Annotated in this window: 25 protein-coding genes and 1 tRNA gene; 16 read left to right on the forward strand and 10 right to left on the reverse strand. The window is 66.9% G+C overall.

All coding sequences use genetic code 11. The features are described from left to right. Positions 1–34: 34 nt before the first annotated feature. Together EV649_RS14140 and EV649_RS14145 are read left to right on the forward strand one after the other, a co-directional pair. Entirely contained in the window at positions 35–1,381 is a 1,347-nt protein-coding gene (locus tag EV649_RS14140; protein WP_130383908.1) for an FAD-dependent monooxygenase, read from the forward strand. 9 nt (positions 1,382–1,390) lie between these two features. Beyond that, entirely contained in the window at positions 1,391–2,026 is a 636-nt protein-coding gene (locus EV649_RS14145) for a nucleoside/nucleotide kinase family protein (RefSeq protein ID WP_130383909.1), read from the forward strand. On the opposite strand, the gene EV649_RS14150 is transcribed toward EV649_RS14145, so the two are convergent. Beyond that, on the reverse strand, positions 2,007–2,744 hold the full coding sequence (locus EV649_RS14150; protein WP_241998183.1) for a TetR/AcrR family transcriptional regulator: 738 nt from the start codon (positions 2,742–2,744) through the stop codon (positions 2,007–2,009). The genes EV649_RS14145 and EV649_RS14150 overlap by 20 nt on opposite strands. 82 nt (positions 2,745–2,826) lie before the next feature. On the opposite strand from EV649_RS14150, the gene EV649_RS14155 reads away from it, so the two are divergent. The 9 genes from EV649_RS14155 (at position 2,827) to EV649_RS14195 (ending at position 11,996) form a co-directional block, all read left to right on the forward strand. Then, on the forward strand, positions 2,827–3,726 hold the full coding sequence (locus EV649_RS14155) for an ATP-binding cassette domain-containing protein (protein ID WP_130383910.1): 900 nt from the start codon (positions 2,827–2,829) through the stop codon (positions 3,724–3,726). 10 nt (positions 3,727–3,736) lie between these two features. Next, on the forward strand, positions 3,737–4,510 hold the full coding sequence (locus tag EV649_RS14160) for an ABC transporter permease (protein WP_130383911.1): 774 nt from the start codon (positions 3,737–3,739) through the stop codon (positions 4,508–4,510). Positions 4,511–4,743: 233 nt separating this feature from the next. Beyond that, complete coding sequence (locus tag EV649_RS14165) at positions 4,744–4,941, forward strand: hypothetical protein (RefSeq protein WP_130383912.1); 198 nt, start codon at positions 4,744–4,746, stop codon at positions 4,939–4,941. An 85-nt stretch (positions 4,942–5,026) separates the two neighbouring features. Further along, entirely contained in the window at positions 5,027–6,001 is a 975-nt protein-coding gene (locus tag EV649_RS14170) for a proline racemase family protein (RefSeq protein WP_130383913.1), read from the forward strand. A 48-nt stretch (positions 6,002–6,049) separates the two neighbouring features. Then, on the forward strand, positions 6,050–6,373 hold the full coding sequence (locus tag EV649_RS14175; protein WP_130383914.1) for a putative quinol monooxygenase: 324 nt from the start codon (positions 6,050–6,052) through the stop codon (positions 6,371–6,373). Continuing rightward, positions 6,370–7,116 (forward strand): endonuclease/exonuclease/phosphatase family protein, encoded by a 747-nt coding sequence (locus EV649_RS14180; protein ID WP_157996239.1) that lies wholly within the window; start codon positions 6,370–6,372, stop codon positions 7,114–7,116. The genes EV649_RS14175 and EV649_RS14180 overlap by 4 nt, the downstream gene beginning before the upstream one ends. A gap of 166 nt (positions 7,117–7,282) precedes the next feature. Next, entirely contained in the window at positions 7,283–8,335 is a 1,053-nt protein-coding gene (locus tag EV649_RS14185) for a zinc-dependent alcohol dehydrogenase family protein (RefSeq protein WP_130383916.1), read from the forward strand. A gap of 21 nt (positions 8,336–8,356) precedes the next feature. After that, complete coding sequence (locus EV649_RS14190) at positions 8,357–10,216, forward strand: ABC transporter ATP-binding protein (protein WP_241998185.1); 1,860 nt, start codon at positions 8,357–8,359, stop codon at positions 10,214–10,216. Then, on the forward strand, positions 10,209–11,996 hold the full coding sequence (locus tag EV649_RS14195; protein ID WP_130383917.1) for an ABC transporter ATP-binding protein: 1,788 nt from the start codon (positions 10,209–10,211) through the stop codon (positions 11,994–11,996). The genes EV649_RS14190 and EV649_RS14195 overlap by 8 nt, the downstream gene beginning before the upstream one ends. A gap of 69 nt (positions 11,997–12,065) precedes the next feature. On the opposite strand, the gene EV649_RS14200 is transcribed toward EV649_RS14195, so the two are convergent. Further along, positions 12,066–12,139: transfer RNA gene (locus EV649_RS14200), tRNA-Met, on the reverse strand. A 115-nt stretch (positions 12,140–12,254) separates the two neighbouring features. On the opposite strand from EV649_RS14200, the gene EV649_RS14205 reads away from it, so the two are divergent. Both EV649_RS14205 and EV649_RS14210 read left to right on the forward strand, forming a co-directional pair. Next, complete coding sequence (locus EV649_RS14205) at positions 12,255–13,220, forward strand: GNAT family N-acetyltransferase (RefSeq protein WP_241998187.1); 966 nt, start codon at positions 12,255–12,257, stop codon at positions 13,218–13,220. Between the two features lie 118 nt (positions 13,221–13,338). After that, a complete protein-coding gene (locus EV649_RS14210; RefSeq protein ID WP_130383918.1) occupies positions 13,339–13,923 on the forward strand; it encodes a hypothetical protein in 585 nt (194 codons plus the stop codon). A 96-nt stretch (positions 13,924–14,019) separates the two neighbouring features. Here the strand turns inward: EV649_RS14210 and EV649_RS14215 are convergent, their stop codons facing one another. Genes EV649_RS14215 through EV649_RS14235 form a run of 5 tightly spaced genes read right to left on the reverse strand, consistent with a single transcriptional unit; the run spans position 14,020 to position 19,421 of the window. After that, entirely contained in the window at positions 14,020–17,001 is a 2,982-nt protein-coding gene (locus EV649_RS14215) for a UPF0182 family protein (RefSeq protein ID WP_130383919.1), read from the reverse strand. Next, on the reverse strand, positions 16,998–17,615 hold the full coding sequence (locus EV649_RS14220; RefSeq protein ID WP_198682503.1) for a PPA1309 family protein: 618 nt from the start codon (positions 17,613–17,615) through the stop codon (positions 16,998–17,000). The genes EV649_RS14215 and EV649_RS14220 overlap by 4 nt, the downstream gene beginning before the upstream one ends. A gap of 43 nt (positions 17,616–17,658) precedes the next feature. Next, positions 17,659–18,696 carry a PDZ domain-containing protein gene (locus EV649_RS14225; RefSeq protein WP_130383920.1) on the reverse strand — a complete coding sequence of 346 codons (1,038 nt, stop codon included), beginning with the start codon at positions 18,694–18,696 and terminating at the stop codon, positions 17,659–17,661. Continuing rightward, a complete protein-coding gene (locus tag EV649_RS14230; RefSeq protein WP_241998189.1) occupies positions 18,693–18,965 on the reverse strand; it encodes a hypothetical protein in 273 nt (90 codons plus the stop codon). The genes EV649_RS14225 and EV649_RS14230 overlap by 4 nt, the downstream gene beginning before the upstream one ends. 30 nt (positions 18,966–18,995) lie before the next feature. Next, positions 18,996–19,421, reverse strand: a complete 426-nt coding sequence (locus EV649_RS14235; RefSeq protein ID WP_130383921.1) for a molybdenum cofactor biosynthesis protein MoaE — start codon at positions 19,419–19,421, stop codon at positions 18,996–18,998. Between the two features lie 306 nt (positions 19,422–19,727). On the opposite strand from EV649_RS14235, the gene EV649_RS14240 reads away from it, so the two are divergent. Both EV649_RS14240 and EV649_RS14245 read left to right on the forward strand, forming a co-directional pair. Then, complete coding sequence (locus tag EV649_RS14240; RefSeq protein ID WP_130383922.1) at positions 19,728–21,038, forward strand: zinc-dependent metalloprotease; 1,311 nt, start codon at positions 19,728–19,730, stop codon at positions 21,036–21,038. A gap of 81 nt (positions 21,039–21,119) precedes the next feature. After that, positions 21,120–21,635, forward strand: a complete 516-nt coding sequence (locus tag EV649_RS14245; RefSeq protein ID WP_241998191.1) for an NUDIX domain-containing protein — start codon at positions 21,120–21,122, stop codon at positions 21,633–21,635. Between the two features lie 499 nt (positions 21,636–22,134). Here the strand turns inward: EV649_RS14245 and EV649_RS14250 are convergent, their stop codons facing one another. Then, a complete protein-coding gene (locus EV649_RS14250; RefSeq protein ID WP_130383924.1) occupies positions 22,135–22,758 on the reverse strand; it encodes a DUF2064 domain-containing protein in 624 nt (207 codons plus the stop codon). Further along, on the reverse strand, positions 22,755–23,162 hold the full coding sequence (locus tag EV649_RS14255; protein WP_130383925.1) for a helix-turn-helix domain-containing protein: 408 nt from the start codon (positions 23,160–23,162) through the stop codon (positions 22,755–22,757). The genes EV649_RS14250 and EV649_RS14255 overlap by 4 nt, the downstream gene beginning before the upstream one ends. A 104-nt stretch (positions 23,163–23,266) precedes the next feature. On the opposite strand from EV649_RS14255, the gene EV649_RS14260 reads away from it, so the two are divergent. After that, entirely contained in the window at positions 23,267–24,190 is a 924-nt protein-coding gene (locus EV649_RS14260) for an NADP-dependent oxidoreductase (RefSeq protein ID WP_130383926.1), read from the forward strand. Between the two features lie 4 nt (positions 24,191–24,194). Here EV649_RS14260 and EV649_RS14265 read toward each other — a convergent pair whose 3' ends face one another. Next, on the reverse strand, positions 24,195–25,961 hold the full coding sequence (locus EV649_RS14265; protein WP_130383927.1) for a helix-turn-helix domain-containing protein: 1,767 nt from the start codon (positions 25,959–25,961) through the stop codon (positions 24,195–24,197). Between the last annotated feature and the right edge of the window lie 2 nt (positions 25,962–25,963).

Consider the following 25,963-nt stretch of genomic DNA (forward strand, 5'->3'; position numbering starts at 1 on the left):
TTCAGTGAATCATAATTCATCCAAGGAGACCACCGTGAACGTCCTGATCGCAGGTGCCGGACCGACCGGCTTGACCCTCGCTATCGAGCTGGCCCGGCGCGGCATCGCGGTCCGGGTGATCGACAAGGCGACCGAGTTCTTCAACGGATCGCGCGGCGACGGCCTGCAGCCGCGGACCCTGGAGGTGTTCGAGGACCTCGAGGTCCTGGACGAGGTCCTCCGGCAGAGCCGCACGATGCCGCCGATCAAGGTCCACGTCGGCGGCCGGTTCGTCGACGAGCGGCGGATGGCCGAGCCGGTCGAACCGACGCCGGACGTCCCATACCCGAACGGAGCGATGCTCAGCCAGTCCCGCACCGAGCAACTCCTTCGCGACAAGCTCTCGCAGTACGGCGTGAGCGTCGAACTCCGCACCGCGATCACCGGATTCACGCAGACCGCGGATGTGGTGACCGCGGAACTGTCCACCGGTGAGACGCTGACCGCCGACTACCTGGTCGGAGCGGACGGCGGCAAGAGTTTCGTCCGCAAGCACCTCGGGATCGCCTTCGAAGGGACGACCGACGACTCGATCCGGATGCTCCTCGGCGACGTCGCGGCCGATGGGCTCGACCACGAGTTCGGCCACTGGTTCGGCGCCGCGGACAACCCGATGTCCGGGATCGTCCTGACCCCGCTGTCCGGAGGCGACCAGTTCCAGTTCGGCGCGCCGCTCGACGGCGACGACGCCGACACCTCGCTCGAAGGTCTGCAGGAACTGGTCGACAAGTTCGCCGGCACGGGTACGGCGAAGCTTCGCGACCTCACCTGGTCGACAGTGTGGCGCCCGAACGTGCGGCTCGCCGCGAAGTTCCGCGTCGGTCGCGTTTTCATCGCGGGCGATGCCGCCCACGTGCACCCGCCGACCGGAGGTCAGGGTCTGAACACCGGCATCCAGGACGCGTACAACCTCGGCTGGAAGCTGGCCGACGGACGTGAAGAGGTGCTGGCGACGTACGAGACCGAACGCCGGACGAACGCCGAGCGGGTACTCGGTATCAGTCAGGACCTGATGCAGAGGCACGTCGACGGCGACGAGTCGGCAATGGAGCGCGGCGAGAACACCCGCCAGCTGGACATCTCGTACCGCGACCGGTCGGACACCCGCCCTCTGGTCTCCGGCGACCGTGCGCCCGATGCACCGGTGACAGATGCCGAGGGCAACAAGACGCGCCTGTTCGAGCTGTTCCGCGGCCCGCACGAAACCCTGCTGCAGTTCGCCCCGACGACCCCGTCGACCCACCCGCACGCGGTCGACATCACCTCACCCGAGGCGTTCGCGATCTACCACGCCCAGCCGGGCGACGAGATCCTGATCCGCCCGGACGGCTACCTCGCTTAGGATCCTCGAGTGCAGACCCTGGATTCAGCCGCCGCCTACGAGCGTGCAGTCGCGCTGGCGACACAAGGGCGGCGGCAGATCCTGGGGATCACCGGGGCGCCGGCGGCGGGCAAGTCGACGTACGCCGAGCAACTCGCCGCGAAGCTGACCGCCGACGGACATCAGGTCGCGCTCGTGCCGATGGACGGCTACCACCTCGCACAGTTGGTGCTGGAGGCCGAAGGACTCGCGGACGTGAAAGGTGCGCCGCACACCTTCGACGGCTACGGCTTCGTCGCGCTCCTCAAGCGGTTGAAGGAATCACCCGACGAGCAGATCTGGGCGCCGCGCTTCGACCGCAGCATCGAGGACTCGATCGCCGCGAGCATCGGAATCGCCCCCGAGGTCACGCTGGTACTGACCGAGGGCAACTACCTGCTGCTCGACGAGACGCCTTGGTCGACCGTCCGCAGCCTGCTCGATCAGTGCTGGTACGTCGAGGTGCCCGAAGAGCTCCGTCACGCGCGCCTCGAAGCCAGGCACCGGGCGTTCGGTAGATCACCCGAGGAAGCACACGAACGCACGTACGGATCCGACGAACGCAACGCCCACCTGATCGCGGCGACAGCACCGGCGGCCGACGCGATCATCCAACCCGGTCAATGAACGCAGCGACCCCGTCCAGGTAGAGCTGCAGGCCGAAGTCGAAGTCGGCCTCGTTGTCCTCCTCGAAGCTCCCCACCTCGTCGAACACCCCGGCCTCGACCGTGCGCGCCACCGCCGGGTAGACCCGCGGATCCGCGACCTGGCGGAGCGTCGAGCCGAACCGCTGGAAGGCATCCGGGTTCTCCGCGTAGCCGGCCGCCAGGTCGAACGCCATCCGGATCTCTCCCTGCACGTACGTGATGAGGCCCATCACCACGCCGACCTTCGCCTCCTCGGGCAGGCCGGTGTCCTTCAGCGCGCCGAGCGCGGAATCGAACCAGGCGAGGTTGTTCGGACCGGCCGGCGGACCGGAGATCGGCACCTTGGAGTACCACGGGTGCCGACGGATCGCGGTCAGCACGCCGTCCGCCCAGAACGTCAGCCCGGTCCGCCAGTCGACACCCTCGGGCATCGGCTCCGGACGCTCGATCGCGGCGTCGGACATGATCACCAGCAGGTCGTCTTTGCTCTTCAGGTGCCGGTACAGCGCCATCGTCGAGTTGCCGAGCCGCTCGGCGACCCGAGCCATCGAAACGGCGGCGAGGCCTTCGGCATCGGCGATCGCGATCGCCGCCGCGACGATGTCGTCGAGCGTCAGCGACGGTTTCGGCCCACGCCGCGGCTTCTCCCGCAACCGCCACATCAGCGCGACGTCGGCCGGCAGCTCGTTGTTCTCCACCGGCTCAGTTTAGGGCTTGCCGACCCATATTGCGTACCTGCTACGCTATTTAGCGTATTCGATACGCAGTAAGGAGGGGACGATGATCGTCGAGGCGACCGGCTTGAGGAAGTCGTACGGCGCGACCGACGTACTGAACGGGGTCGACCTGAGCGTCGCGGAGGGATCGGTGCTCGCGTTGCTGGGCCCGAACGGCGCCGGCAAGACCACCACGGTGCGGATCCTGACCACGCTGACCCGCCCGGATTCCGGTACGGCGACCATCGCGGGGTACGACGTACTCCGCGAACCGGCCCGGGTCCGTGGCGTGATCAGCCTGACCGGGCAGTACGCCGCGGTCGACGAGAACCAGACCGGGCGGGAGAACCTGGTGATGGTCGGCCGGCTGATGCACCTCGGCCGGCGTACTGCACAACGGCGTACGACGGAGCTGCTGGAACAGTTCGGGCTCACCGACGCGATGGACCGGCGCGTGAGGACGTACTCCGGGGGCATGCGGCGGAAGCTCGACCTGGCGATGAGTCTGATCGCGCGCCCGCAGGTGATCTTCCTGGACGAGCCGACGACCGGCCTCGATCCGGCCAGCCGGTTCGCGATGTGGGACGCGATCGCGGAGCTGGTCCGCGACGGTACGACGATCCTGCTCACCACGCAGTACCTGGAGGAAGCGGACCGGCTCGCCGACCGGATCGTGCTGCTCGACGAGGGGCGCATCGTTGCCAGTGGTACTGCGGACGCCCTGAAGACCCAGATCGGTGGTGAGCGGATCGAGCTGCGGTTCTCCGACGAGGTGCAGCTACTGAAAGCTGCCGGCGTACTGAGCGGTGTGGTCGACCAGCTGGTGCTGAACGTGCCGTCGGACGGTACGGCGGCACACCTGCACCAGGTCCTCGACGTACTGCGTGACAACGGGCTGACGCCGGAGCGGGTGTCGTCGCACCGTCCCACGCTCGATGACGTGTTCCTCGCACTGACCGCTTGAGAGGTTGCTGATGTCACACCAGGGAGTCCTCGCCGCCTGCTCGGACGCGGTGACCATGATCGACCGCAGTGTGCGGCTGGCGCGGCGCAACGTCGACACGTTGTTCGTGTCGCTCCTGCTGCCGTTGCTGATGATGGCGTTGTTCGTCTACGTGTTCGGCGGCGCGATCAATACGGGGACGGAGTACGTGAACTACGTCGTACCGGGGATCCTGTTGCTCACCACCGGGTACGGCGCCTCGTCGACGGCGATGGTGGTCGCCGACGACATGCACGGCGGGATGATCGACCGCCTACGCTCGCTGCCCATCCACAGCTTCGCCGTACTGACCGGACACGTGGTCGCAAGCGTCGCGCGCAACGCGACGTCGACGGCGATCGTCATCCTGGCCTCACTCGCCATGGGGTTCCGTCCCGAGGGAGGGGTGTTGGACTGGCTGGCGGCGATCAGTCTGCTCTTGCTGTACGTCGTGGCGCTGTCCTGGCTCGCGGCGGGACTCGGTGTGATCGCCAAGTCGGTGGAGTCGGCCAGCACGCTCAGCTTCTTCATGCTGTTCCTGCCGTACCTGAGCAGCGCGTTCGTGCAGCCGGAGTCGATGCCGTCGTGGTTGCGGCCGATCAGCGAGCACCAACCGATCACGCCGGTGATCGAGACCGTCCGCAGCCTGCTGATCGGAACGCCGATGCAGAACAACGGCCGGGTCGCACTTGCGTGGTGTTGTGGTCTACTCCTGTTCTCTGTCCTACTGGCGACTTCGCTGTATCGGAGACGCTCGAACCGCTGAACGCGCTTCTGATGCCGCTCGGCGAAAACTGCTGAGCGTGACCCCTTCGTCGGGTTAACGTCAAGGTCCCCCCCAACGTGTGGTGGTCCCACTCCCCCCGGGACCCACACGGACGAGCGCCCCGATCATCGATCGGGGCGCTTTGTTTTCCCGATTTTTCTTTTCGAGGACGTGTCGAATCCGGCCCCTCTGGTCCGACGTATCAGTAAGAGCGACCAAAGGAGAGGGTCAGAATGAACATCACCACCGACATCCGGAACATGATCGTCACCATGCTGGCCGAGGGGAGCCCGGTCTGGTACGTGGCAGGCATGGTCAACATGCGCAGCCACGACGTGTACGTGATCGGCTGCGAAGCCGGTTACCCCGACAAGGCCAAACTGCGCCGAGCCGTCTGGGCCGCGCGCAACCGCGTACCCCAAGCCGCCTGACCCACCCGGTTCCAGGCCGCTCCAGCCGCCGCCTTGCCCCGTCATCGGGGCAGACGGCGGCTTTCGCTTGCTTAAGGTACTTCTTGTGGACGACGTCAGCGTTGTGGACTATCACACGGCCGGAGAGCCCTTCCGGATCGTGACCTCGGTCGAGATCCCCGGAGCATCCGTGGCCGACCGCCGGGTCGTGGCGCAGTCGTCCGAGGCGATCGACGCCGTACGGCGGTTGCTGGTGAACGAGCCGCGTGGTCATGCGGACATGTACGGCGGGTTCGTCGTACCGGGCGATGACGACGGCGCCGACTTCGGCGTGGTGTTCTGGCACAAGGACGGGTACTCGACCGCGTGCGGGCACGGGACGATCGCACTTGCGACGTGGGCAGTCGAGACCGGTCTGGTCCAGGTGGCTGCTGATGGCGAGACCGACGTCGTCATCGACGTACCTTCGGGGCGGGTGGCCGCGCGGGTCAGTTGCGCTGGTGGTTCGGTGTTGAGCGTTGCCTTCCGCAACGTTCCGTCGTACGTGCTGAGCCGTGGCGTACAGGTGCCGACGTCACGCGGGGAGGTGCTGGCGGACATCAGCTATGGCGGCGCGTTCTACGCGTCGGTCCTCGCCTCGTCGGTCGGTTTGTCGGTGACGCCGGCGTGCTACGCGGACCTGATCGCGATCGGTCGCGAGATCAAGTGGGCCTTGGACGCGGTCGCCGTACATCCGACTGATCCGCGACTGAGCGGTCTCTACGGCACGATCCTGTACGACGACCTCGGGACCGCGCACCAGCGAAACCTTGCGGTGTTCGCCGACGGGGAGGCCGACCGCTCCCCTTGCGGCTCCGGTACGTCGGCACGCCTGGCTCTCCTGCACGACGAAGGTCGTCTGCGCACGGGAGAAGTGCTGCGCCACGACTCGATCGTCGGTACGACGTTCCTCGGTCGTGTCGTCGAGGAGACCCCGGACGGCGTCATCACCGAAGTCACCGGGACTGCCTACCGCACCGGAACCGCGACGTTCAGCCTGGACCCACGCGACGCCCTGGGTACCGGGTTCACCCTTCGCTGATCTCAGATTGCGACCGCCACCGCTGCGGTGGCCGCTAGGTTTGTCCTCATGATCTTCATCACCGCGAAGTTCCGCGTGAAGCCCGAGCACGCCGACGACTGGCCGACCATCACCGCCGACTTCACCACCGCAACCCGCGCCGAACCCGGCTGCCTGTGGTTCGACTGGTCCCGCTCCGTCGACGATGCGAACGAGTACGTGCTCGTAGAAGCCTTCGCCGACGACGACGCCGCCACCCACCACGTCACCTCCGACCACTTCAAGGCCGCCCAACAACACCTCCCACCCCACCTGGTCGAAACGCCCCGCATCGTCAACTTCAAACTCCCCCAAGACAACTGGTCCGAACTCGGCGAACTAGCCGTCAATTGACCCGCCTGACAGTCGCCTCCCTCAACACCCGGGGAGTCCCGCTCTTCAGCTCCAACCTGCGCTCCCGTTACATCGCGATCGCCGAGGCGTTCGAGACGTCCGACGCAGACGTGGTCAACCTGCAGGAGGTGCTCACCTACTACCACCTGCAGCTGCTGCGCCGGTCCATGCCGTCGTACCGCGCCAGCTTCCGCCCCTCGGCGGCCGGCCCAGCCGGCGGCCTGGTGACGTTCTCTCGCCACCCGGTCACGGCCGCCACCTACAGACGTTTCCCGAGCCCCTCTGTCAGTGCATTGCCACGCATTACCCGCCTCACCGCATCACTCAAGGGCGTACTGACCACCACCCTCCCGGGCCTCGCAATCCTCAACGCCCACCTGTCCGCCAACCACGACGGCGACTGGTCCCTCACCAGCCGCTACCACCGGCTCCACCAGGCCCAGCTGACGACGCTGGCGCAGTACGTCGGAACTGTTGAAGAGCCGGCCGTCCTCACCGGCGACTTCAACATCGCCCGCGACAGCTCCCTGTACCGCGACTTCCTCGGCAACTCCCGCCTGGCCGACGCATTCGGCGACGACTGCCCACCGACGTTCCACCAGGCCTATCTCCCTCCGGACAGGTCCCCGCACTGCATCGACTTCGTCCTACTCTCCGGCCCGACGTTGACGGTCGAATCCACGCACCTCGAGGACAGCTACCCCAGTGACCACCTCGGCCTAATCGTTCGTCTGCTGGTCTAAGAGGCACGGCAAAGACTCGGGGACGTCCTCGCCGGCCGCTGAGACTGCCTTCTCTGGTTCGCACCGTCTCAGGATGAGACCGGCACCGTCGGCCTGCGGTGTGAGCATTCGAGGTGTGCCGGTGCGCACGCTTGGTACCGACTGGCCAACGAGATGGGGAGTACCGATGAAGGCGCTCGTTTACCACGGACCTGGCAAGAAGGCTTGGGAAGACGTCCCGAATCCAGCGATCAAGGACCCGACCGACGCGATCGTGAAGGTCGAGGTCACCACCATCTGCGGCACCGACCTGCACATCCTCAAAGGCGACGTACCTGCCGTCACCGACGGCCGGATCCTCGGCCACGAAGGCGTCGGTGTAGTCACCGAGGTCGGCTCCGACTGCAAGAGCGTGAAGGTCGGAGACCGGGTCATCATCTCCTGCATCAGCAAGTGCGGGACGTGTGACTACTGCAAGGCCGGCCTGCCCTCGCACTGCAAGACCCTCGGCGGCATCGGCTGGATCTTCGGGCACCTCATCGACGGAACCCAGGCGGAGTACGTGCGCGTCCCGTACGCCGACAACGGCCTGATCCCGCTCCCCGAAGGAGTCTCCGCCGAACAGGGCACCATGCTGAGCGACATCCTCCCCACCGGCTACGAGATCGGCGTACTCAACGGCGCCGTCAAGAACGGGGACGTCGTCGCCGTCATCGGTGCCGGACCCGTCGGACTCGCCGCGATCATGACCGCCCGCACAGCCGGCGCCGCGAAGATCATCGCCGTTGACGGCAACAAGTTCCGGCTCGACCAGTCCCGCGATTTCGGGGCGACCGAGACGATCGAGGCCGGCGAGAACGTCGTACAGGCCCTGCGAGAACTCAGTCACGACGGCCTGGGCGTCGACGTCGCCATCGAAGCGGTGGGCCTCCCCGCAACCTTCGGCACCGCCCTCGAGTCCGTCCGGCCCGGCGGCCACGTCGCCAACATCGGCGTACACGGCGAGAGTGTCGAGTTCCCGATCGAGCGGCACTGGATCAACAACCTCACCATCACCACCGGTCTGGTCAACGCCATCACCGCACCAGAACTCCTCGAAGACATCAAGGAGGGCGCCATCGCCCCCGAGAAGTTCGTGACACACCAGTTCCCCTTCGGACAGTTCGAAGAGGCCTACGACACCTTCGCCAACGCCGCCGAACAAGAAGCCCTCAAGGTAGTCATCACAAACCTCCAGTAGAGGTCCGACGCCGGAGAGGGTTTGACACGGCGGGTAGCAGCTGCCACCTTGTTGCGGTGCGGGAAGGGTAACTATTCAGAGCAGTGGCTGTTCCGCTCGCCGCGGGTGCTCGCGGTCGTCGAGCTGGCTCGGGCGTTTCCAGCCTGGTTTGCCTTGCTGCTCGGGTGCATCGTCCTCACCGCCATCTGGCCGGCGATCTTCGCAGCACTGGTCGCACACCTGATCACAATCCTCCCGGTTGCGGCCCGGTCATCTGCCGCAGTCCTTTCGACCCTCGCCGGGATCGCTCTTGTACTGGCGGCGCAAGAGGTGACGCGCGCCGCCTACGAGGTGGTGCGCTGGTCGCTGTACCGGCGGTACGAGGAACACTTGATCGGTCGCGTGATCCGCGCCGCTCTCGGCGCAAGCACCTTGGATATCTTCGAGCGACCCAACCTGGCCGCCAAGACTGACCGTGCCGTGCGCATCGCGGGTCTCGAGCCCGGGGACCTGGTCGACGGCTTGAGCATGAAGTGGCCCCTGCAAGCCCAGGGTGTCGCGGCCGCTGTGCTGGTGGCCACCGTCTCCGCTCCGGCCGCCGCAATCCTGTTCCTGGTCTGGATCCTGGTCGGCAACAGGCTGCAGGCGAGCATGCGCCGCTCAGACCAGTTCACCTGGGAAGACGCCGTACATGCCGCGAGCTACACGCACCGGATCGGCTTGCGCCAGGAGTGGGCCAAAGAGGTTCGTATCTTTGGCCTCAGCGACTGGTTGTCGGATCGCTACGGGCGCCAAACGGCTCGCATACTCGCGGAGTTGGCCAAGTCCCGCAAGGTCGGACAACGCCCGCTGGCCGTGCTCCTCGCCCTCGTCGTCGTGGCCAACGCGTCCGTTGTCGCGCTGGCGACACGGTCAGACCTCAGCGTCGGCGCTGTCGTCTTGCTGCTCCAAGGCATGCTCGGCATGAGCCTTCTCGCCGATCAGGCCGGTGACGATCTCATCGAGTACGGCGCCAGTCGTGTCCCGGTCGTTCTTGAGCTGGAACACCTCGTTTCCCACCACGCCACCACACACTCCGGCACTGCCAGTGCGTCAGGACGTCCGACGGAATCGATCGTGTTCGAGGAGGTGACCTTCGGATATCCCGGATCCGGCAAAGTCATCTTCGATCGGCTGAGCCTCGAGATCCGGGCGGGTACGTCGCTTGGCATCGTCGGCCTGAACGGCGCAGGCAAGACCACGTTGATCAAGCTGCTCACCGGGCTCGAAGTACCGCAGAGTGGCCGCATCCTCATCGACGGAACCGATCTTCGCGAGATCGATCAGGAATCGTGGCGAAAGTCCGTGGCGGCGATCTTCCAGGACTTCATTCACTACGGGATGTCCGCGCGGGACAACATCGGTCTCGGAGCAGTTGAGCAGTTGAGCCAGCCAGTTATCGACCAGGAGATCGAGCGCTCCGCCGTACGAGCCGGCGCGGACGCCATCCTCGGCAGGCTCCCGCATGGCCTTGATACGACGCTCTCTCCGCGGCTCGAGAGTGGAGTCGACCTGTCGGGTGGACAGTGGCAGCGGATAGCCCTCGCCAGATCACTCATGGCGGTTCAAGGCGGCGCGCGCGTTCTCGTTCTCGACGAACCAACCGCGCAACTCGACGTACGCGCCGAGGCAGACATCTACAACAGGTTCCTCGATCTCACGTCCGGCTTGACCAGCGTCCTGATCAGCCATCGGTTCTCCACGATCCGTCGCTCCAGCCGGATCATCGTGCTCGACGGCGGACAGGTCACCGAAGACGGCAGTCATGAACAGCTCCTCGCGGCCGAGGGAATCTACGCCCGCATGTTCCGCAAGCAAGCGATGCGGTTCAGCGCCAACGCCGAGGAGGACATCGATGGCTGAGAACGCCCGCTTGCGCGTCATCAGAACGATGCTGCGCCTAGCCTGGCAGGCGGATCGCACAGCAGCAGTGCTTGCGTTCGTACTGGCCGGCCTGCTGGCGATCACGCAGTCCTCCTACGGTCTGTGGCTGAAGTTCATCGTTGACGGCATCCACACCGGCAACCCATCTCGCCTAGGCGTCGGCGCTGTCGGAGGCGTCATCTCAATCGCCGCCACTCTCGCGATCGCCTACGGCGGACAACGTGCCCAGTCTCGGCTTCGCGATCACACCCGGTACCTGATGAACGCGCAGATTCTCAACCTGGTCAGCGCCGCGCCAACACTGGAACTCCACGAGAGCCCCCAACATCTGAACGAACTGTCTGCGTTCCAGCGAGAGGGCTATCAGCTCAGTCAGGTTCTGCCGAGGATGGTCGAACTCTGCGCCGTCGCCGTGCAGATCGTCACGACTGCGGTCCTCATGGTTCTTGTCGATCCGCTCCTCCTCGCTTTGCCGTTGTTCGCGGCGCCGTCGCTGCTCGTCAGCTTCAAGACAAGCCGCATCTTCCGCGACAGTGGCCGGCGCGCAGCCGAACCCGCCCGGCTTGCTGAGCATCTCGTAGAGCTGACGGCCACCCCGGGTGGCGCGAAGGAGGTGCGCCTCTTCAGGTTGCAAGCGGAGATGCTGCGCAGGTTTCAGCAGGCGCACCACCAGATCCGACGCTTCAACGGACAAGCCCAACTTCAGGCCGCCGGCTGGAGTCTCGCCGGACGACTGGTCTTCATCGCCGGATACGTAGCTTCCATCGCCTTTGTGGTGCGGCAAGTCACCATCGGCGAGGCAACCATCGGCGAAGCCGCGCTGATCGCGGTCCTCGCCGGTCAAGTGCTCGGGCTAGTCAGCGGCTCCAGTGAGGTCCTACAGCTCACGATCCGAAGTCTGGTAGCGGCCGACCGTTTCGTCCGCCTGCAAGACCTCTTCGGCCACGCGACTCAACGGGGCCACCGCCCTGTGCCGCAGCGGCTTGAGCACGGCATCTCGCTGCGCAACGTTTCCTACCAGTACGACGGCGCAGCACGGCCTGCCCTCGCGAACATCGACGTGGACCTGCCCGCCGGCTTGACGATCGCCATCGTTGGCGAGAACGGCGCCGGCAAGTCGACTCTGGTCAAACTCCTTGCCGGCCTCTACAGCCCGACCAACGGCACCATCACCATCGACGGGGTGGATCTCGCCTCGGTCGACCTCACACGATGGCAAGACAGGGTCTCTGCCGCGTTCCAGGATCACGCCCGGTTCGAGCTGCTGGTGCGCGAGACCGTGGCGCTCGGAGACCTCGAAAACGCTGATACCGATCTGAAGGTTCTTGGCGCGCTCGAGCGCGCCGCCGCCACCGACGTACTGTCCGCCCTGCCCCGCGGGCTCGATACGCAACTCGGCTCGGGCCGGCCGGCCGGTGTGGACCTGTCCGGAGGCCAGTGGCAGAAGCTTGCGATCGCCAGAGCAATGATGCGCCCCGGTCCTGCCTTGCTACTTCTCGACGAACCCTCAGCAGCCCTGGACCCTGAAACCGAGCATCGCCTCTTCGAAGCCTGGACCCAGGTCGCACACGATCTTCGAGAACGTGTCGGCTCCATCACAGTCCTGGTCTCGCACAGATTCTCCACAGTGCGCATGGCCAACAGCATCATCGTGCTCCAGCACGGGACGATCGCAGAACACGGCTCACACGAAGACCTACTCCACAAGAACGGCCTGTACGCCGAACTCTTCAACCTCCAAGCCTCTGCCTACCGCTGAGGCAACCAAACCCGCAGGCCAGGCACAACAAAACGAAGGCCCGGACCTGTTGGTCCGGGCCTTCTTCCGTAGCGGGGGCAGGATTTGAACCTGCGACCTCTGGGTTATGAGCCCAGCGAGCTACCGAGCTGCTCCACCCCGCGTCGTTGTGTCTTTAGTTTAGAGGATCTGGGCCGAGCAACCAAATCGGTTCCCGGCGCGGCCCCGGACCAGCGAAAACCCGTGTCTGCCGGGGGCGCGGCGGCGTACCGTCCGAGTATGTCCCGACACGTCATTCGCCCGTTCGAGGAGGCGGATCTGCCGGCCGCGGCGGGCCTGCTCGCCGAGCGGCATCAGGTGCACCGCAAGCGTCACCCGCTGCTTCCCGCCGACTACGAGGACGAGCAGCTCGCGCTGGTCGAGGTGACGGCTGCCTGGGAGACCGAGGGCGCGTCCGGCGCGGTGCTGGTCGAAGGCGGCGAGATCACCGGTTATCTGCTGGCCGCTCCGAAGCAGTCCCCGGTCTGGGGTCCGAACATCTGGGTCGAGGCCGCCGGTCACGCCGTACGTGAGCCAGAACACATCCGCGACCTGTACGGCGCTGCCGCCGCGAAGTGGGTCGATGACGGCCGCATCGCGCACTACGTCCTGGTGCCTGACGACCCCGCGCTGATCGACGCCTGGTTCCGGCTGGCGTTCGGTTCGCAGCATGCGCACGCCGTGCGTCCTGTCCCTGACTCTCCTCCCCAGCCACCGGCGGACCTCGTCGTACGCCGTGCCGTGCGTGCGGACATCCCTGTACTCGCGGAGCTCGACCTCGAACTGCCCCGGCATCAGGGGTTGTCGCCGGTGTTCTCGTCTGGGGACCTGCCGACTCTCGAGGAAGCGGTGGCGGACTGGGAGGAATCGATCGACGATCAGGACTACGCGACCTTCGTTGCCTCGTACAACGGGGAGGTCATCGGCTCGTCGGTCGGCTGTTCGCTGGACAAGTCGAGTGCGCACAGTGGGCTCGCGAAACCGGACAACGCGGGGTTCCTCGGGTTCGCGGCCGTCCTGCCGTCGGCTCGTGGACTCGGCGCCGGGCGCGCGCTGGGCGAGGCCGTGCTGCAGTGGTCGGCGGAGACCGGGTACACGTCGGTCGTGACCGACTGGCGGGTGACGAACCTGTTGTCGTCGCGGGCGTGGCCGCGGCTCGGGTTCCGGCAGACGTTCCACCGGTTGCATCGGCTGATCGGGCACTGATCGCGAGGTTGTCCACAGATCCGAACTCGTCGGTTCACGCGAGGGACGATCACTGCACCTTCTTGGTCACGAAGGGCGTCCCGCAGCAGGCGGGCGCCGCCGTTTCCAGGAGGCAGCCATGTCGCGTTCATCGCTTCGTCCCCGAGCCGTGCCGTCCGTCCGCCGTATCGTGACCGGAGGCGCGGTCGTCCTGGCCGCGCTCGGGCTCTCGACGACAGTCCCTGCCTCAGCAACAGAGTTCACACCGTCGTCGACGTACTCCGCGGATCATCCATCGACCGAGCAAAGGGCTGGCACCTTGGACGGCTTCGTGATCGAGAACCTTCCCGACGGCCTCGGCACGCCGAGCGACTTCGAGTACGAGTGGGAGGACGTGTCCTTCCACAGCCGGGTCTGGGAGACCGGGCCCGATCCGGAGGGTGCGTTCAAGGTCGACCTGACCGTGAAGACCCTCCGCGGCGAGAAGCTCACCGATCTCGAAGCCGTGAAGGACTTCCTGGTCGAGTACGAGGAGAAGGAGCCAGGCGACTGGCAGCTCGAACCGGTCAAGGTCGGCGGGTACGACGCTCTGTTCGCCGGCAACGAGGTGTTCTACTTCATCGAACCTGGCGTCGCGGCCGAGGTGACGATCGACCACGAGCGGTTCACCGACGAGGACGTGCTCGATACGGCGGCCGGGTTCCACCCGGAGCCGACGACCTGATGCCGTAGGCAACCACCCCGGCGCGCCAACGGGCAAACGAACGGGGCGGCGACGCCGACTGGTGTCGGTGTCGCCGCCCCGGGGCCACCGTGCGGCTCAGCCTGTTGGTGAGGGCGTCGGTGTTGTTGCCTCCGGTGGGTTCGACGGATTCGGGGACGGCGTCGCCGATGGCGACGGAGTTGGAGTCGCTGCCGCGCCAGCCGCGGCCCTGTCGAGCGCAGCCTTCATCTGGTTGAGGTTGGTCTGGTAGCCGGCCAGGTCGCCGTTCTTGAGGGCTGCTTGTGCCCGGGTCCACGCGGCCTGCGCGTCGGCGATGGCCTGCTTGACCGTCTGGTTCGGCTCCTGCGTAGTCGGCGGTTTCTGGGTTCCTGGAGGCAGCTCACCGGTGTCGACGCTGGTCTTGAAGACCTTGGTGAGGGCTTCCTGCAACGTCGAGCCGTAGGCGACACCGTCGCCGAAGGAGACCAGGACGTATCGCAGGACGGGATAACTACCCTGCCCGCTGGTCCGCACCGAGTACACCGGCTGCACGTAGAGGAGACCGCCGCCGAGCGGCAGCGTCAGCAGGTTACCGTACTGCGCTCTTGCTCCGCTGTTCGGTTGGTTGATCGGCAGCAACGCCTGTCTGATGCCTTCATCCGTCTGGAACTTGTTGTAGACCTGCCCCGGACCAGGTATCTGCAGGTTCCCCGGCAATCGCAGGACCCGGAACTTGCCGTAGTCCGGCGAGGTGGCCTCGGCATCGACAGCCACGAACGCAGTCAGGTTCTCCCGTTCACCGTTCGGCACGTACACCGACGTCAGCGAGAACTTCGGCTCGGACTGATCGGGCATCCGCAACGAGAGATAGAAGGGAGGCTGGCTGATATGCGTCGCCGAGTCACCACCGGAGGAGACCGCGGTCGGGTCGTCCGGCACTCGCCACAGGTCGCTGTTCTGGTACCAGGTGCCGGCGTCCTGGACGTGGTACTTCGCGAGCAGGTCGCGCTGCACCTTGAACATGTCTTCCGGGTAGCGCAGATGCGACATCAGGTCCGGCGAAATGTCCGAGCGCGGCTTGACCGTGCCCGGGAACGCCTTCATCCAGGTCTTCAGCACCGGGTCCTTGTCGTCCCAGGCGTACAGCTCGACCGAGCCGTCGTAGGCGTTGACGACAGCCTTGACCGAGTTGCGGATGTAGTTGATCTTCTCGCTCGGTTGCTGAGCGATCGTCCCGCGGCCGGTCGTGGTGTCCCGGGTGCTGACGTCGAGGTCGACCTTCTCGGAATACGGGTAGTTGTCCGAGGTGGTGTAGCCGTCGACGATCCAGACCACCTGGCCGTCGACGATCGCCGGGTACGGGTCACCGTCCGGCGTCAGCCACGGGGCCGCCTTCTCGACCCGCTCGCGCGGAGTGCGGTCGTAGAGGATCTTCGAGGCGGAGTTCACGCGGCTGGACAGCAGGATGTTCGCATCCCGGAATTTTGTTGCGTAGAGCAACCGGTTGGCGAACGAGCCGACCGGGACGCCGCCCTTGCCCTCGTAGGTGTTCAGCGTCGGGTCACCGCCCTTCTGTCCTTCGGGCGTGTCGAGCTCGACCTTCTGGCCGCCCTCGGGGGCACCGACGATCGAGTAGTCCGGCGACTGCTCGCCGAAGTAGATCCGCGGTTCGTAGTCACCGAGATCGCCGGTCGGCGGCAGGTCCTTCTCGGTGAACACCGGAGTACCGCCCTGCGACTGGTTCCCGTTGGCGGCGACGACCCCGTAGCCATGGGTGTAGACGGTGTGGTCGTTGTTCCAGTTGCGCTGACCGGCCGGCAACCGGTCGACCTGGACTTCGCGGACCGCGATGACCGTGTCGTTGACCTTGCCCTTGATCTTGTACCGGTCGACGTCGAGATCCGTCGGGAACGAGTAGAAGCCACGGACCTGCTGGAGCTGCTCGAAGGTCGGTCCGATCACCGTCGGGTCGATCAGCCGGATACCCGGCAGAACTTCGGCATCCGCCGTCAGGTCCTCCGGCTTCGCCGTACTCTTCGCCTTGTATTCGGTGACGGCGGTGTCCTCGAGTCCGTACGCCTGGCGCGTGGCCTCGATGTTCTTGGTGATGTACGGCGCCTCCTTCACCGGCTCGCTCGGTCGCACCCGCAACTGCTGCAGCGCGGCCGGCCAGAGCGCACCGAGGAGGATCGCCGACAGGATCAGCACGACCGTGCCCACGCCGGGAAGCAGCCAGGTCCGTCGGACCACATTGGCGAAGAACAAGATCGCACACAGAACCGCGATGACGGCCAGGATCTCCTTGCTCGGCAGGACGGCGTGGTCGCCGGTGTAGGAGACACCGGTGAAGAGCTTGGCGTCCGAGGTCGTGAGGCCGAACCGGTCCAGCCAGTAGCTGAAGGCCTTGAGGAGGACAAGCAGACCGAGCAACACCGAGAACTGCACCTGCGCCGCGCCGGAGGCCTTCTGGCCCTTGGCGGACGGACGGAAGCCGCCGTACAGGTAGTGCGTGATGATCGCGGCGACCAGCGACAGCAGGACGATCGAGTAGCCGAAGCCGAGCAGCACACGCAGCCACGGGTAGTCGAAGACGAAGAACGCGATGTCCTTGTTGAAGTGCTTGTCGGTGACACCGAACGGCGTCCGGTTCCGCCAGGCCAGGAAGACCTTCCACTCCCCCGACGCTGCCGAGCCGCCGAAGACCAGCATCAGGGTCGCGACGACGCCGATCGCGACCTTCCCGTGCTGTTGCAGCAGATCGCCGTACCGCTCGAAACCGGGGCTGGGCGACGGGGCGAGCGCTACCCGGGGACGGGCGCGGAAGGCGACGATGACGTTCGCGACGACCGCGGCCGCCATCAGCAGACCGACGATCACGAACAGCAGCACGCGGGTGCCGAGCACAGTGCTGAACACCGAACCGAGGTCGACCGATCGGTACCAGAGACGCTGGGTCCAGACGTCGGTGAAGACGCTGAAGAGGATCAGCAGGACGATCAGCGTGGCGATCGTCGGCAGCAGAGCGCGCGGGCGTCCGCCTGTTCGCCGGGTCCTGCGGGCCGGCGGCTCTTCCGGCATGTCATAGACGCCGTCGCTCATGGTCGCTTCTCCTCGTCGTCGCTCATGCCGTCGACCCCAGGACCCTCGCCCGACCGGATGCCGGCCGAAGGTTCGAATGTCAAAGACAGTACTTCGCACAGCGTGGGGACCAAGTCGACACCGGTGAGCACTGCGCTGTCCTGGTCGTGGGCGCGCAACCGGACGGCTCCGAACCGGGTTCCTTCCCGGAGCACTGCCGCGACCATCCGGACCTCGTGGCGGCGCGGATCGCTACCGGCCAGCCGGGCCAGTTCGGCGTCCGACTCGACGCTGGACAGGCCGGACTCGGCGGCCGGCGGCAGCACGATCCGCTCGATCGCCAGTGCGCATCCCGCGACGCCGTCCGGCCATTCGATCCGGCCCAGCGTGTCGGCGAGGCGGTCGTCCTCGACACCGCCGGGAAGTTCGCCCTGGGCAACCGGGGTCAGCGGCTGCGATGCGTCCTCGGCGCCGAGTTCGGCGGCGAGATTCGGTTCGGCGCGGAGCAGGTCCGCCGTCGGAACCAGCGCGAACAACTGCGCGGGCTGGTCCCAGCCCGCGCTGCTCACGTGCTTCTCGATCTCGACCACGGCGCGGCTGAGCGCGTCCGGTGGCAGCGTGCCTACGGAATCCATGCCGGCAGATCTCCCCTTGGGCTCACCAGTACGTATCTGTCGCTCATTGACTGCACGACGGGACATCTCCCTTACCGTCGGCGATCGCCTGCAGGCCGCTGATGGCGTCGGTCAGCGTGCTGATCTTCACCAGCTGGATGCCCTTCACGCCCGCGTGCAGTGCAGCCGCGCAGTTCGGCGCCGGGACCAGGAACACCGTCGCGCCGTCGTTCCTGGCGCCGGCGATCTTCTGCTGGATACCGCCGATCGCGCCGACCTGGCCAAGCGCGTCGATCGTCCCGGTTCCCGCGACGTGCTTCCCGTTCAGCAGCGCGCCCGGGGTCAGCTTGTCGTAGATGGCCAGCGCGAACGCGGTGCCCGCACTGGGCCCACCGATGTCCTGCCCGAGGTTGACCGTCACCTTCACCTGCGAGTCGACGCCGATCGTGATCCCGACCATCGGCCGGGTCTCCTCACCGGGCGTCGCGGCGGTCTTCAGTTGGACGGTCTGCTCGGCGGTGCCGCGGCGGATCAGGAACACGACGTTCTCGCCGACCTTGTGCTTTCGGACGAACTCGCCGACCTGCGGGACCTGCGTCACCGTCTGACCGTCGACGGCGAGCACGATGTCGCCCGGCTTCAGCTTGCCCTGCGCCGGCGACTTGTCCGCGACCGTCGACACCTTCGTGTGGAACGGAACCTTCGCCGCCTGCAGCGCGGCCGCGACCGCGCTGTCCTGCGAGCCGGTCATCTCCGCGGTGTTCTGCTGCTCGACCTCGTCGGCGCTCTGGTCCGGCGGATAGATGATTTCGCGCGGGAACAGGTCGTGGTGCGGGTCGAGCCAGTTCCGCATCGCCTGCGGCAGGGTCAGCTGCCGGTCCGGCGAGGTCACGGACACGGTGGTCAGGTCGAGCTGGCCCGTGGTCGGGAACGTCTCGTGGCCGGTGATCTCGACGACCGGCTTGTTCTTCGCCGATCCCAGGGTGTCCTTGACCGGCCCGGGGCTGAACGAGACGAACGGCACCGGGAACGCGGTGACAAGCCCCAGCGAAACGACAAGCACAACGATCGAGGTGACCAATGTGGCGGTACGACGTGTCACGAACCCTGCCCTGCGATCTTGGAGCCGGAGCTACGGATCTCGGAAGAGACCGGCTGATGGTTACGACGACCCAGGCCGCGGCGACGTTCCGGAGTGGCCCGTGGGCCTGGCGCGGCGAGCGCGGCGCTGAAGCGGCGGAAGTCCTCGACCGAGGCGAAGGCTCCGCCGGACCGGCGGCGCTCACGGCTGCGCCACCCGCGCCATGCCGCCCAGCACATTGCCAGCAGCGTGGCGACCAGCGGGAACGCCAGCCACGCCAAAACCTTCATCCGGCCACCTTCATGCGCCCAGCGTACGTGTCAGTGAGCGCCGACCCACTCGCTGCCACCGTCGGTGAAGCGCTGGTTTTTCCAAATCGGAACCTCGGCCTTGAGGTCGTCGATCAGCTGCCGACAGGCGATGAACGCCACTTCGCGGTGCGATGCCGCCACCGCCACGATCACCGCGGCGTCGCCGATCACCAGATCCCCGGTCCGGTGCACGGCGGCCAGCGCGGTCACGCCGGGATCGTCACAAATACGCTGCGCAACCTTTCGCAGGTGCTCCAGCGCGTCCGGGTGCGCCTCGTAGCTCAGGCGGTCGACCGGCTTCTCCTGGTCGTGGTTGCGCACAGTGCCGATAAAAAGCGCAGTTCCGCCCGCCGTCGGGTCCGCGACAGCGGCCAGCACCTCGTCGCTGGACAACGCACTGTCGCGAATGTCCAGCAGTCTGATCGCGTCGCTCATCCGTTCCTCATTCCGGCCAGGTCCCCACGCTCACACCACACCATTCCATCCCCCGCATCGCAATTCTCCCTCCCACTGTCTATTTCCAGGACATCCCCTCCCGTTCCGCCTCCCGGCGTACGGCGCTGCGGTGCGTGGTGCGGCGTACACGGGAGAGACTGTTGCCTTCCTCACCTACCTGCCGGACCGGGGTTCAGGCTCTGCCTGCGGCGAACAGGGACGGTTGTGCGTTCACCGGGCGAGGAACTGATGGACCGAACCAGTACGTTGGAGTTGTACGCCCCACCCGCACAGGAAGGCCCTCCGATGAGCGACGAACCGGACAACCCGGACAACCCGTTCAAGGGAACGCCGTTCGAGGCCATGTTCCAGCAGTTCTCCGGTGCGGCCGGCGCGGGCGGCACCCCGGACCTGAACGCGATCTTCGCCCAGGTCCAGCAGATGCTGAGCGGGTCGACCGACGGCAAGCCCGTGAACTGGGACCTGGCCAAGGACATTGCCCGCAAGACCGTCTCCACCGCCGGCGACCGGTCGATGACGTCCACCGACAGCGATCGGGTCGCGGACGCGGTCCGCCTCGCCGAGCACTGGCTGGACGACGCGACCACCCTGCCCGAGGTGTCCGCGACCTCCGCGGCCTGGAGCCGTGCCGAGTGGGTCGAGAACACGCTCCCGGTCTGGCAGACGATCGTCGATCCGGTCGCGGAGCACGTCGCGGGCGCGATGGGCAACGCGCTGCCGGCCGAGGCACAGCAGTTCGCCGGTCCGATGGCGGGGATGCTGCGGCAGTTGGGCGGTTCCGTCTTCGGTGCGCAGGTCGGCCAGGGTCTCGGCGAGCTCGCCGGCGAGGTCGTCAGCTCGTCCGACATCGGGCTTCCGCTGGGGCCGACCGGCCAGGCGATCCTGCTGCCGGACAACGTGGCGAAGTTCGCCGATGGCCTCGGGTTGACCGACGAGGACGTCAGGTTGTACCTCGCGCTGCGTGAAGTCGCGCACCAGCGGCTGTACGCCGGAGTGCCGTGGCTGCGCCAGCATCTGCTGGCCGCGGTCGCCGACTACGCGGCCGGGATCGAGGTCGACACCGGCAAGATCGAGCGGGCGATGGCCGACATCGACCCGCAGAACCCGGAAGCTATGCAGGAAGCGCTCGCCGGCGGCTTGTTCGAGCCTGAGGACTCGGCGCAGCAGAAGGCGGCGCTCGTCCGGCTCGAGACCACGCTGGCCTTGGTCGAGGGCTGGGTCGACGACGTCGTACGGCAGGCGACCAAGGAGCGGATGCCCGCTGCGGTACAGCTGGCCGAGACGGTACGGCGTCGCCGCGCCGCCGGTGGTCCGGCCGAGCAGACGTTCGCGACCCTCGTCGGTCTCCAGTTGCGGCCGCGCCGCCTGCGTGACGCCGCGAACCTGTGGGCGGCCGTCCGCGACGCGCGCGGTGTCGACGGCCGGGACAACCTCTGGTCCCACCCGGATCTGATGCCGAGCACCAGCGACCTGGACGACCCGATCGGCTTCGCTCAGCACGCCGGCGAACTCTCGGACATCGACATCAGCGACTTCCTCAACGAAGAGACGTCCGAGAAGCCCCAGGACGACGACGGCGACAACCCCACCAAGTAGCGGTCGCCGGACCCCGCCTGAGAATGTTCGGGCGGGGATGGGGAGACTTGCGGAATGCTTCATGGGGATGCGGTTGAGGTCTTGAAGCGGTGGCGTGCGCCCGATGCGGAGCAGGAGGAGCTGCGGGCGCACTACCTGCGGCACCTGGCGATGCATCCGGACGGAATGTGGCGCAGCTGCCGACCGGAGCATGTAACGGCCAGCGCGCTGGTGGTCGACGGCACGGGTCAGAACACGCTGCTGACCCTGCACAAGACAGTCGGCCGATGGCTCCAACTCGGCGGCCACTGCGAGCCCGGCGACACCACGCTCAGCGGCGCGGCCCTACGGGAAGCAACTGAGGAGTCCGGGCTCCCGGGTCTGACTGTGAGCCACGAACCGCTCCAGCTCTCCCGCCACCTCCTGCGCGCCGGCGGTTGCGCGGGCGCGTACCACCTCGATGTGCAGTTCCTGGTTACCGCGACAACGACGGAGTACGTCGTCAGCGACGAGTCGGACGACCTGGCATGGTTCCCACTGAACGAACTCCCGGCCGACACCGACACCAGCGTCCAAGCCCTCGCAACCCGAGCCCACCACCAAATCCCCCAGCGCTGACCCACCCCGCTGAGCCGAGGGAACACAGGCGTGTGGGCCGACTCAAATCAGCCGGCCCACCTCCCCACAGCAGGGCACTCCCCACCTCAGCCCCGCAACAACCACCCTCGTACATCCCCGTCGTACTGTCCCCGTGCTGTGATCACCTGCTGGTACAGCGGTTCCAGGTGCCCCCGTGTCTTTCCCTGGTTGTGCTGCGGTCCCCGTTGCGGAGCGTCGTGTGGCGCTCCGTGTGGTGCGTCCCCGTGATCCCCGTTGATACAGCGTTCCCCGTGTCCCCGTGATACAGCGTCCCCGTGGTGCTGCCGATGTGCGCAGTCCCCCGACTGCGGCACGCCGTTGTGGTGCGATCCCCGTTGTATGGCAGGCCCGAGCCGCATCCCCCCGGTGCGGTCGGGTTGTCGTCGGGTGCCGCCCCTGAACGGCATCGGCGATCAGTTGGGGCTTCCCCATGTTCCCCGTTGCATGGTGAACGAGCGGGTGGGGAGAAGGTGACGGGTCAGGAGTGACGAAGTATGGATCTTGTGGCGTCCCAGCCTTCGAGGCCGGGATCCAGTCGCGCTAGGTCAGCGTTCGATCGCAGACGGTGCCATCCGGGCCCGATCGCGACCGCGTGGCGGCGGGGTTTGCGGGCCTCGAGGAGGTCGAGTGGGGTGTCGAAGGTCGGGGCGAGTTCGACGAGCCAGTCGGCGACGGGGAGCTTCACACCGACGGCCGCCAGTGAGCCGTCCTCGGCGGGCGTGACGGCGACGTCGGCGTTGCTCAGCGCACGGAACAGTTTGCCGATGAGCAGCCCGGGAAGGTCGGGTACGTCGTGCGACACCGCGACCACCGCTGCGGCGGGGCCGGCGAGTTCCACCGCATGCAGGACGGGCCGATCGGGATCGACGGCGTACGTCGGGGTGCCGGGCCAGGTCAGTGCTCGCATCTCGGCCACAGCGTTCTCGTCGCCGGCGACCGCGACCGCGACATCGACGCGGTCGAGCGCGGCGATCACTTCGTACGTGTCCTCGGCCATCGCCAACCGCCACGCCTCCGAGTCCCTCCCCGGCGGAGCCCAGGTCCCAGCGTCCGGCACAACAACCACCACAACCCGACGGTCGGAGTTGTTCGAGGTGGTCATGCTGGGGTGCTCGCGGTGTCGTAGGTGGTGCGGGCGGCGGCTACCTCGGGCATGTGAGATTCGGCCCAGGACTTGATGGCGGAGATGAGTGGCATCAGGGTGCGACCCAGTGGCGTGAGGTCGTAGTCGACGCGGACGGGGACGGACGGGGTGACCGAGCGGGTCAGGAGGCCGTCGCGTTCGAGGGAGCGGAGAGTCTGGGTCAGCATCTTCTGGCTGACGCCGGCGATGCGGCGGGACAGATCCGAGTAGCGCTGCGGGCCGTCCGCGAGCGCGGTCAGTACCAGTGTCACCCACTTGTCGCTGATGCGGTCGAGGAGTTGCCGCGCAGGACAGGTCGCCAGGAACGCGTCGTACTCGCGCGCTGCCTCTTCGCGGAGCTGGGCTGCGGTGCGGGTTGGCATGGCTCTCCTCGACGTACGGAACGCACTCCGAAGTGCGTACTTCCCAATAGAGAGTAGCTCTCCGAGAGTGGTGCAGATTCCAGACACCACGAGGAGAGAACGATATGCGCGCACTGGTAGCCCGCCGTCTCGACGGGCCGGAGGCGATCGAGCTGATCGAGACCGACGTACCTGAGCCGGCGGCGGGGCAGGTCCGCATCAAGGTGGCAGCCGCCGCGGTCAACCCGGTGGATGTGGCGGTGAGTACCGGCGTGCTGGTCGAGTTCGGCCTGACGGCGCCGCGGGAGCAGTTCGGTCTCGGCTGGGACGTGGCGGGCACCGTTGACGCGGTCGGGCCCGGCACCCAGGCACGGACCAAAGACGCCGTGATTGGGGTCGCGGACCTCCTCGCCCAGACGCTCAAGACGCACGCGGAGTACGTCGTACTGGACGCCGACGCAGTCGTGCGCGCGCCGGAAGGCCTGGACCTGACCAGAGCGTCCACCTTCGGGCTCAACGGGCTGACTGCTCTGCAGGCCGTCAAGGCACTGCCAGGAGAGACCGTGCTCGTGACCGGGGCTGCTGGCGGTGTCGGCGGGTACGCCGTGGAGCTCGCCAAGCACGCCGGTCAGACGGTGATCGCCAGCGCAGCGGCACGTGACGAGGAGCTGGTACGACGGCTCGGCGCGGACCACTTCATCGACCGGAACGAGGACCTGGCCGCAGCGGTACGACGGATCACGCCGGCCGGTGTGGATGGCGTCGTGGACGCCGCTGTGGTGGGAATCGCTGCCCAGGAGGCAGTGCGCAACGGCGGCCGTCACGTCCACCTGCAGGGAGGTCCACGCCCACCGCAGCTCCGTGGCATCACTGTGGAGCAGCTGTTCGTCCACACCAACCGCGACGACCTGGAAGAGCTCAAGAGACTGGTCGAAGCCGGCGTTATCTCAACGCGAGTTGCCGAGACCTACCACCTGGACGAAGCCGCGAACGCCTACAAGCGCCTTGCCGCGGGAGGGGTCCGTGGCCGCCTCGTTCTGGTGCCGTAAAAGATCAGCCGACGGCGGAGTGGAGCCGGAGAGCCACCTGGACGTCCAGGGCGCGGTCTGGGGACTGCCAGCCGTCGCCTAGCAAGGCGGTGATGCGGTCGAGGCGCTGTTGCACCGTGTTGGGGTGGATGTGGAGTGAGGTGGCGGCCCGGGTCGGGCTCTGGCCGGCGGCGAAGTACGCCTGCAGTGTGCCAATCAGGTCGGTGCCTCGCTGGGTGTCGTAGTCGAGGACCTTGCCGAGCACATGGTGCACGTGGGTGCGTACGTCGACCTCCGAGGCACCGACCAGGCCTGCCACGCCCAGGTCGTCAGGCGTCGCGGATTCGCTGGTGCGACCCAGGCGGAGCATGGTGGTGACCAGGCGAGACGCCTGTCGGTGTGCCTCGACCAAGGGCTCTCCCCAGGTCGCGGGGCCGGTGACAGCGACTGTCACGCCGGTGCGCTTAGCCAGCTCGGACAGGTCGCGTGCGGTAGCGGCAGCGCTGGTACGTGCAAACAGCAACACCAGGTCCCCGCCGTACGGACCAGACAGCACCATTCTGTCTTCCAGTGGTGCGGACAGCCGAGCACGTACGGCGGTGTGGTCGCCACGGCACACTGCGACGACCAGGCGATCGTGCCGATGGTTGGGAGCGAGCAACCGAAGTCGATCGGTCAGAGCGCGCGGATCGGCGCTGCCACTCAGTACGTCGGCCAACAGGTCTGCCTGTGCTCGTTGGGATTGCTCAGCGGCCTGTCGACGGAACAGAAGGACCAGTGCCGTGACAACGGCTGCTCGCTCGACGATGCGCTGGTCAGCACCGGACAGGTCGTCAGCACCGCCAATGACCAGTGCGCCGAGCCGTTCGCGCTTCGCGGTCGCGGCTACGACCCAGCAGTCACCGATGCGAGTCAATCGACCGGACTCGGACTCCTGCCACGGCACCGGCGTACCAGGGACGCTTCCGGCCACTGCCAGCTCGTTGCCGCTGGCATCGACCAGTACGACCCACATGTCGAGCAGCTCGGCCAATGCCGCAGCGATGGCGTCCACATCCCCACCGGACAACACGATCTCTGCAAAGCGGTCATGCGCAGCGGCTGCATGCTCGACGCCGGCGTGTGCAGCAGACAGCTGGTCTAACGCCGCAGCGGTCTCCGCCGCCGCACGTACTTGGACCAGGGTCACCGCAGCCAGTGTGGCCAGTGAACCGAGCAGGGACACCTCATCACGACTGAACGGACGTCGTGTCCGGTTGGACGCGAACAACACACCGACGAACGCTCCGTCGACCACCAACGGCGTACCGCAGATCGCTACCAGCCCTTCCTCGCCGACCGCGTCGTCGATCGGAGTGGTGTGTCGAAATCGCCGGTCCGACGGGTAGTCCGCGGTCCAGTACGGCTTGTACGTCTCCGCGACCAGCCCGCCGAGTCCTGCACCGAGCGGGAGCCGCAACTGCTGGAACGCGGCAGAGACGGAGCCGTCGGTGGCCCGCATGTACGTGTCGCCACGTGTCTCGTCGTACAGAGTCAGGTAAGCGACGTCCGTGCCTACGAGTGTGCGGGCGCGGTGGACGATGGTCTGCAGTACGCCGCCAGGATCGCGGGCGGATGCCAGCTCGCGCGCCACGTCGACCAGTGCGGACAGCTCGGCCTCACGCTTCTTGCTGGCGTCCATGCCCGCCCGGATCCGCAGGGCGAGGTCGCGTGCCACCGCGTCCTCGCCCGCCGCCCGGGCCAGCTCGCTCCCGGGCGCATCCTCGGCCAGCAGCCGCAGAAGCTCTTCCATGG

It is taken from the genome of Kribbella sp. VKM Ac-2569 (genome assembly GCF_004216905.1).
In the GTDB taxonomy this organism is placed as follows: Bacteria; Actinomycetota; Actinomycetes; order Propionibacteriales; family Kribbellaceae; genus Kribbella.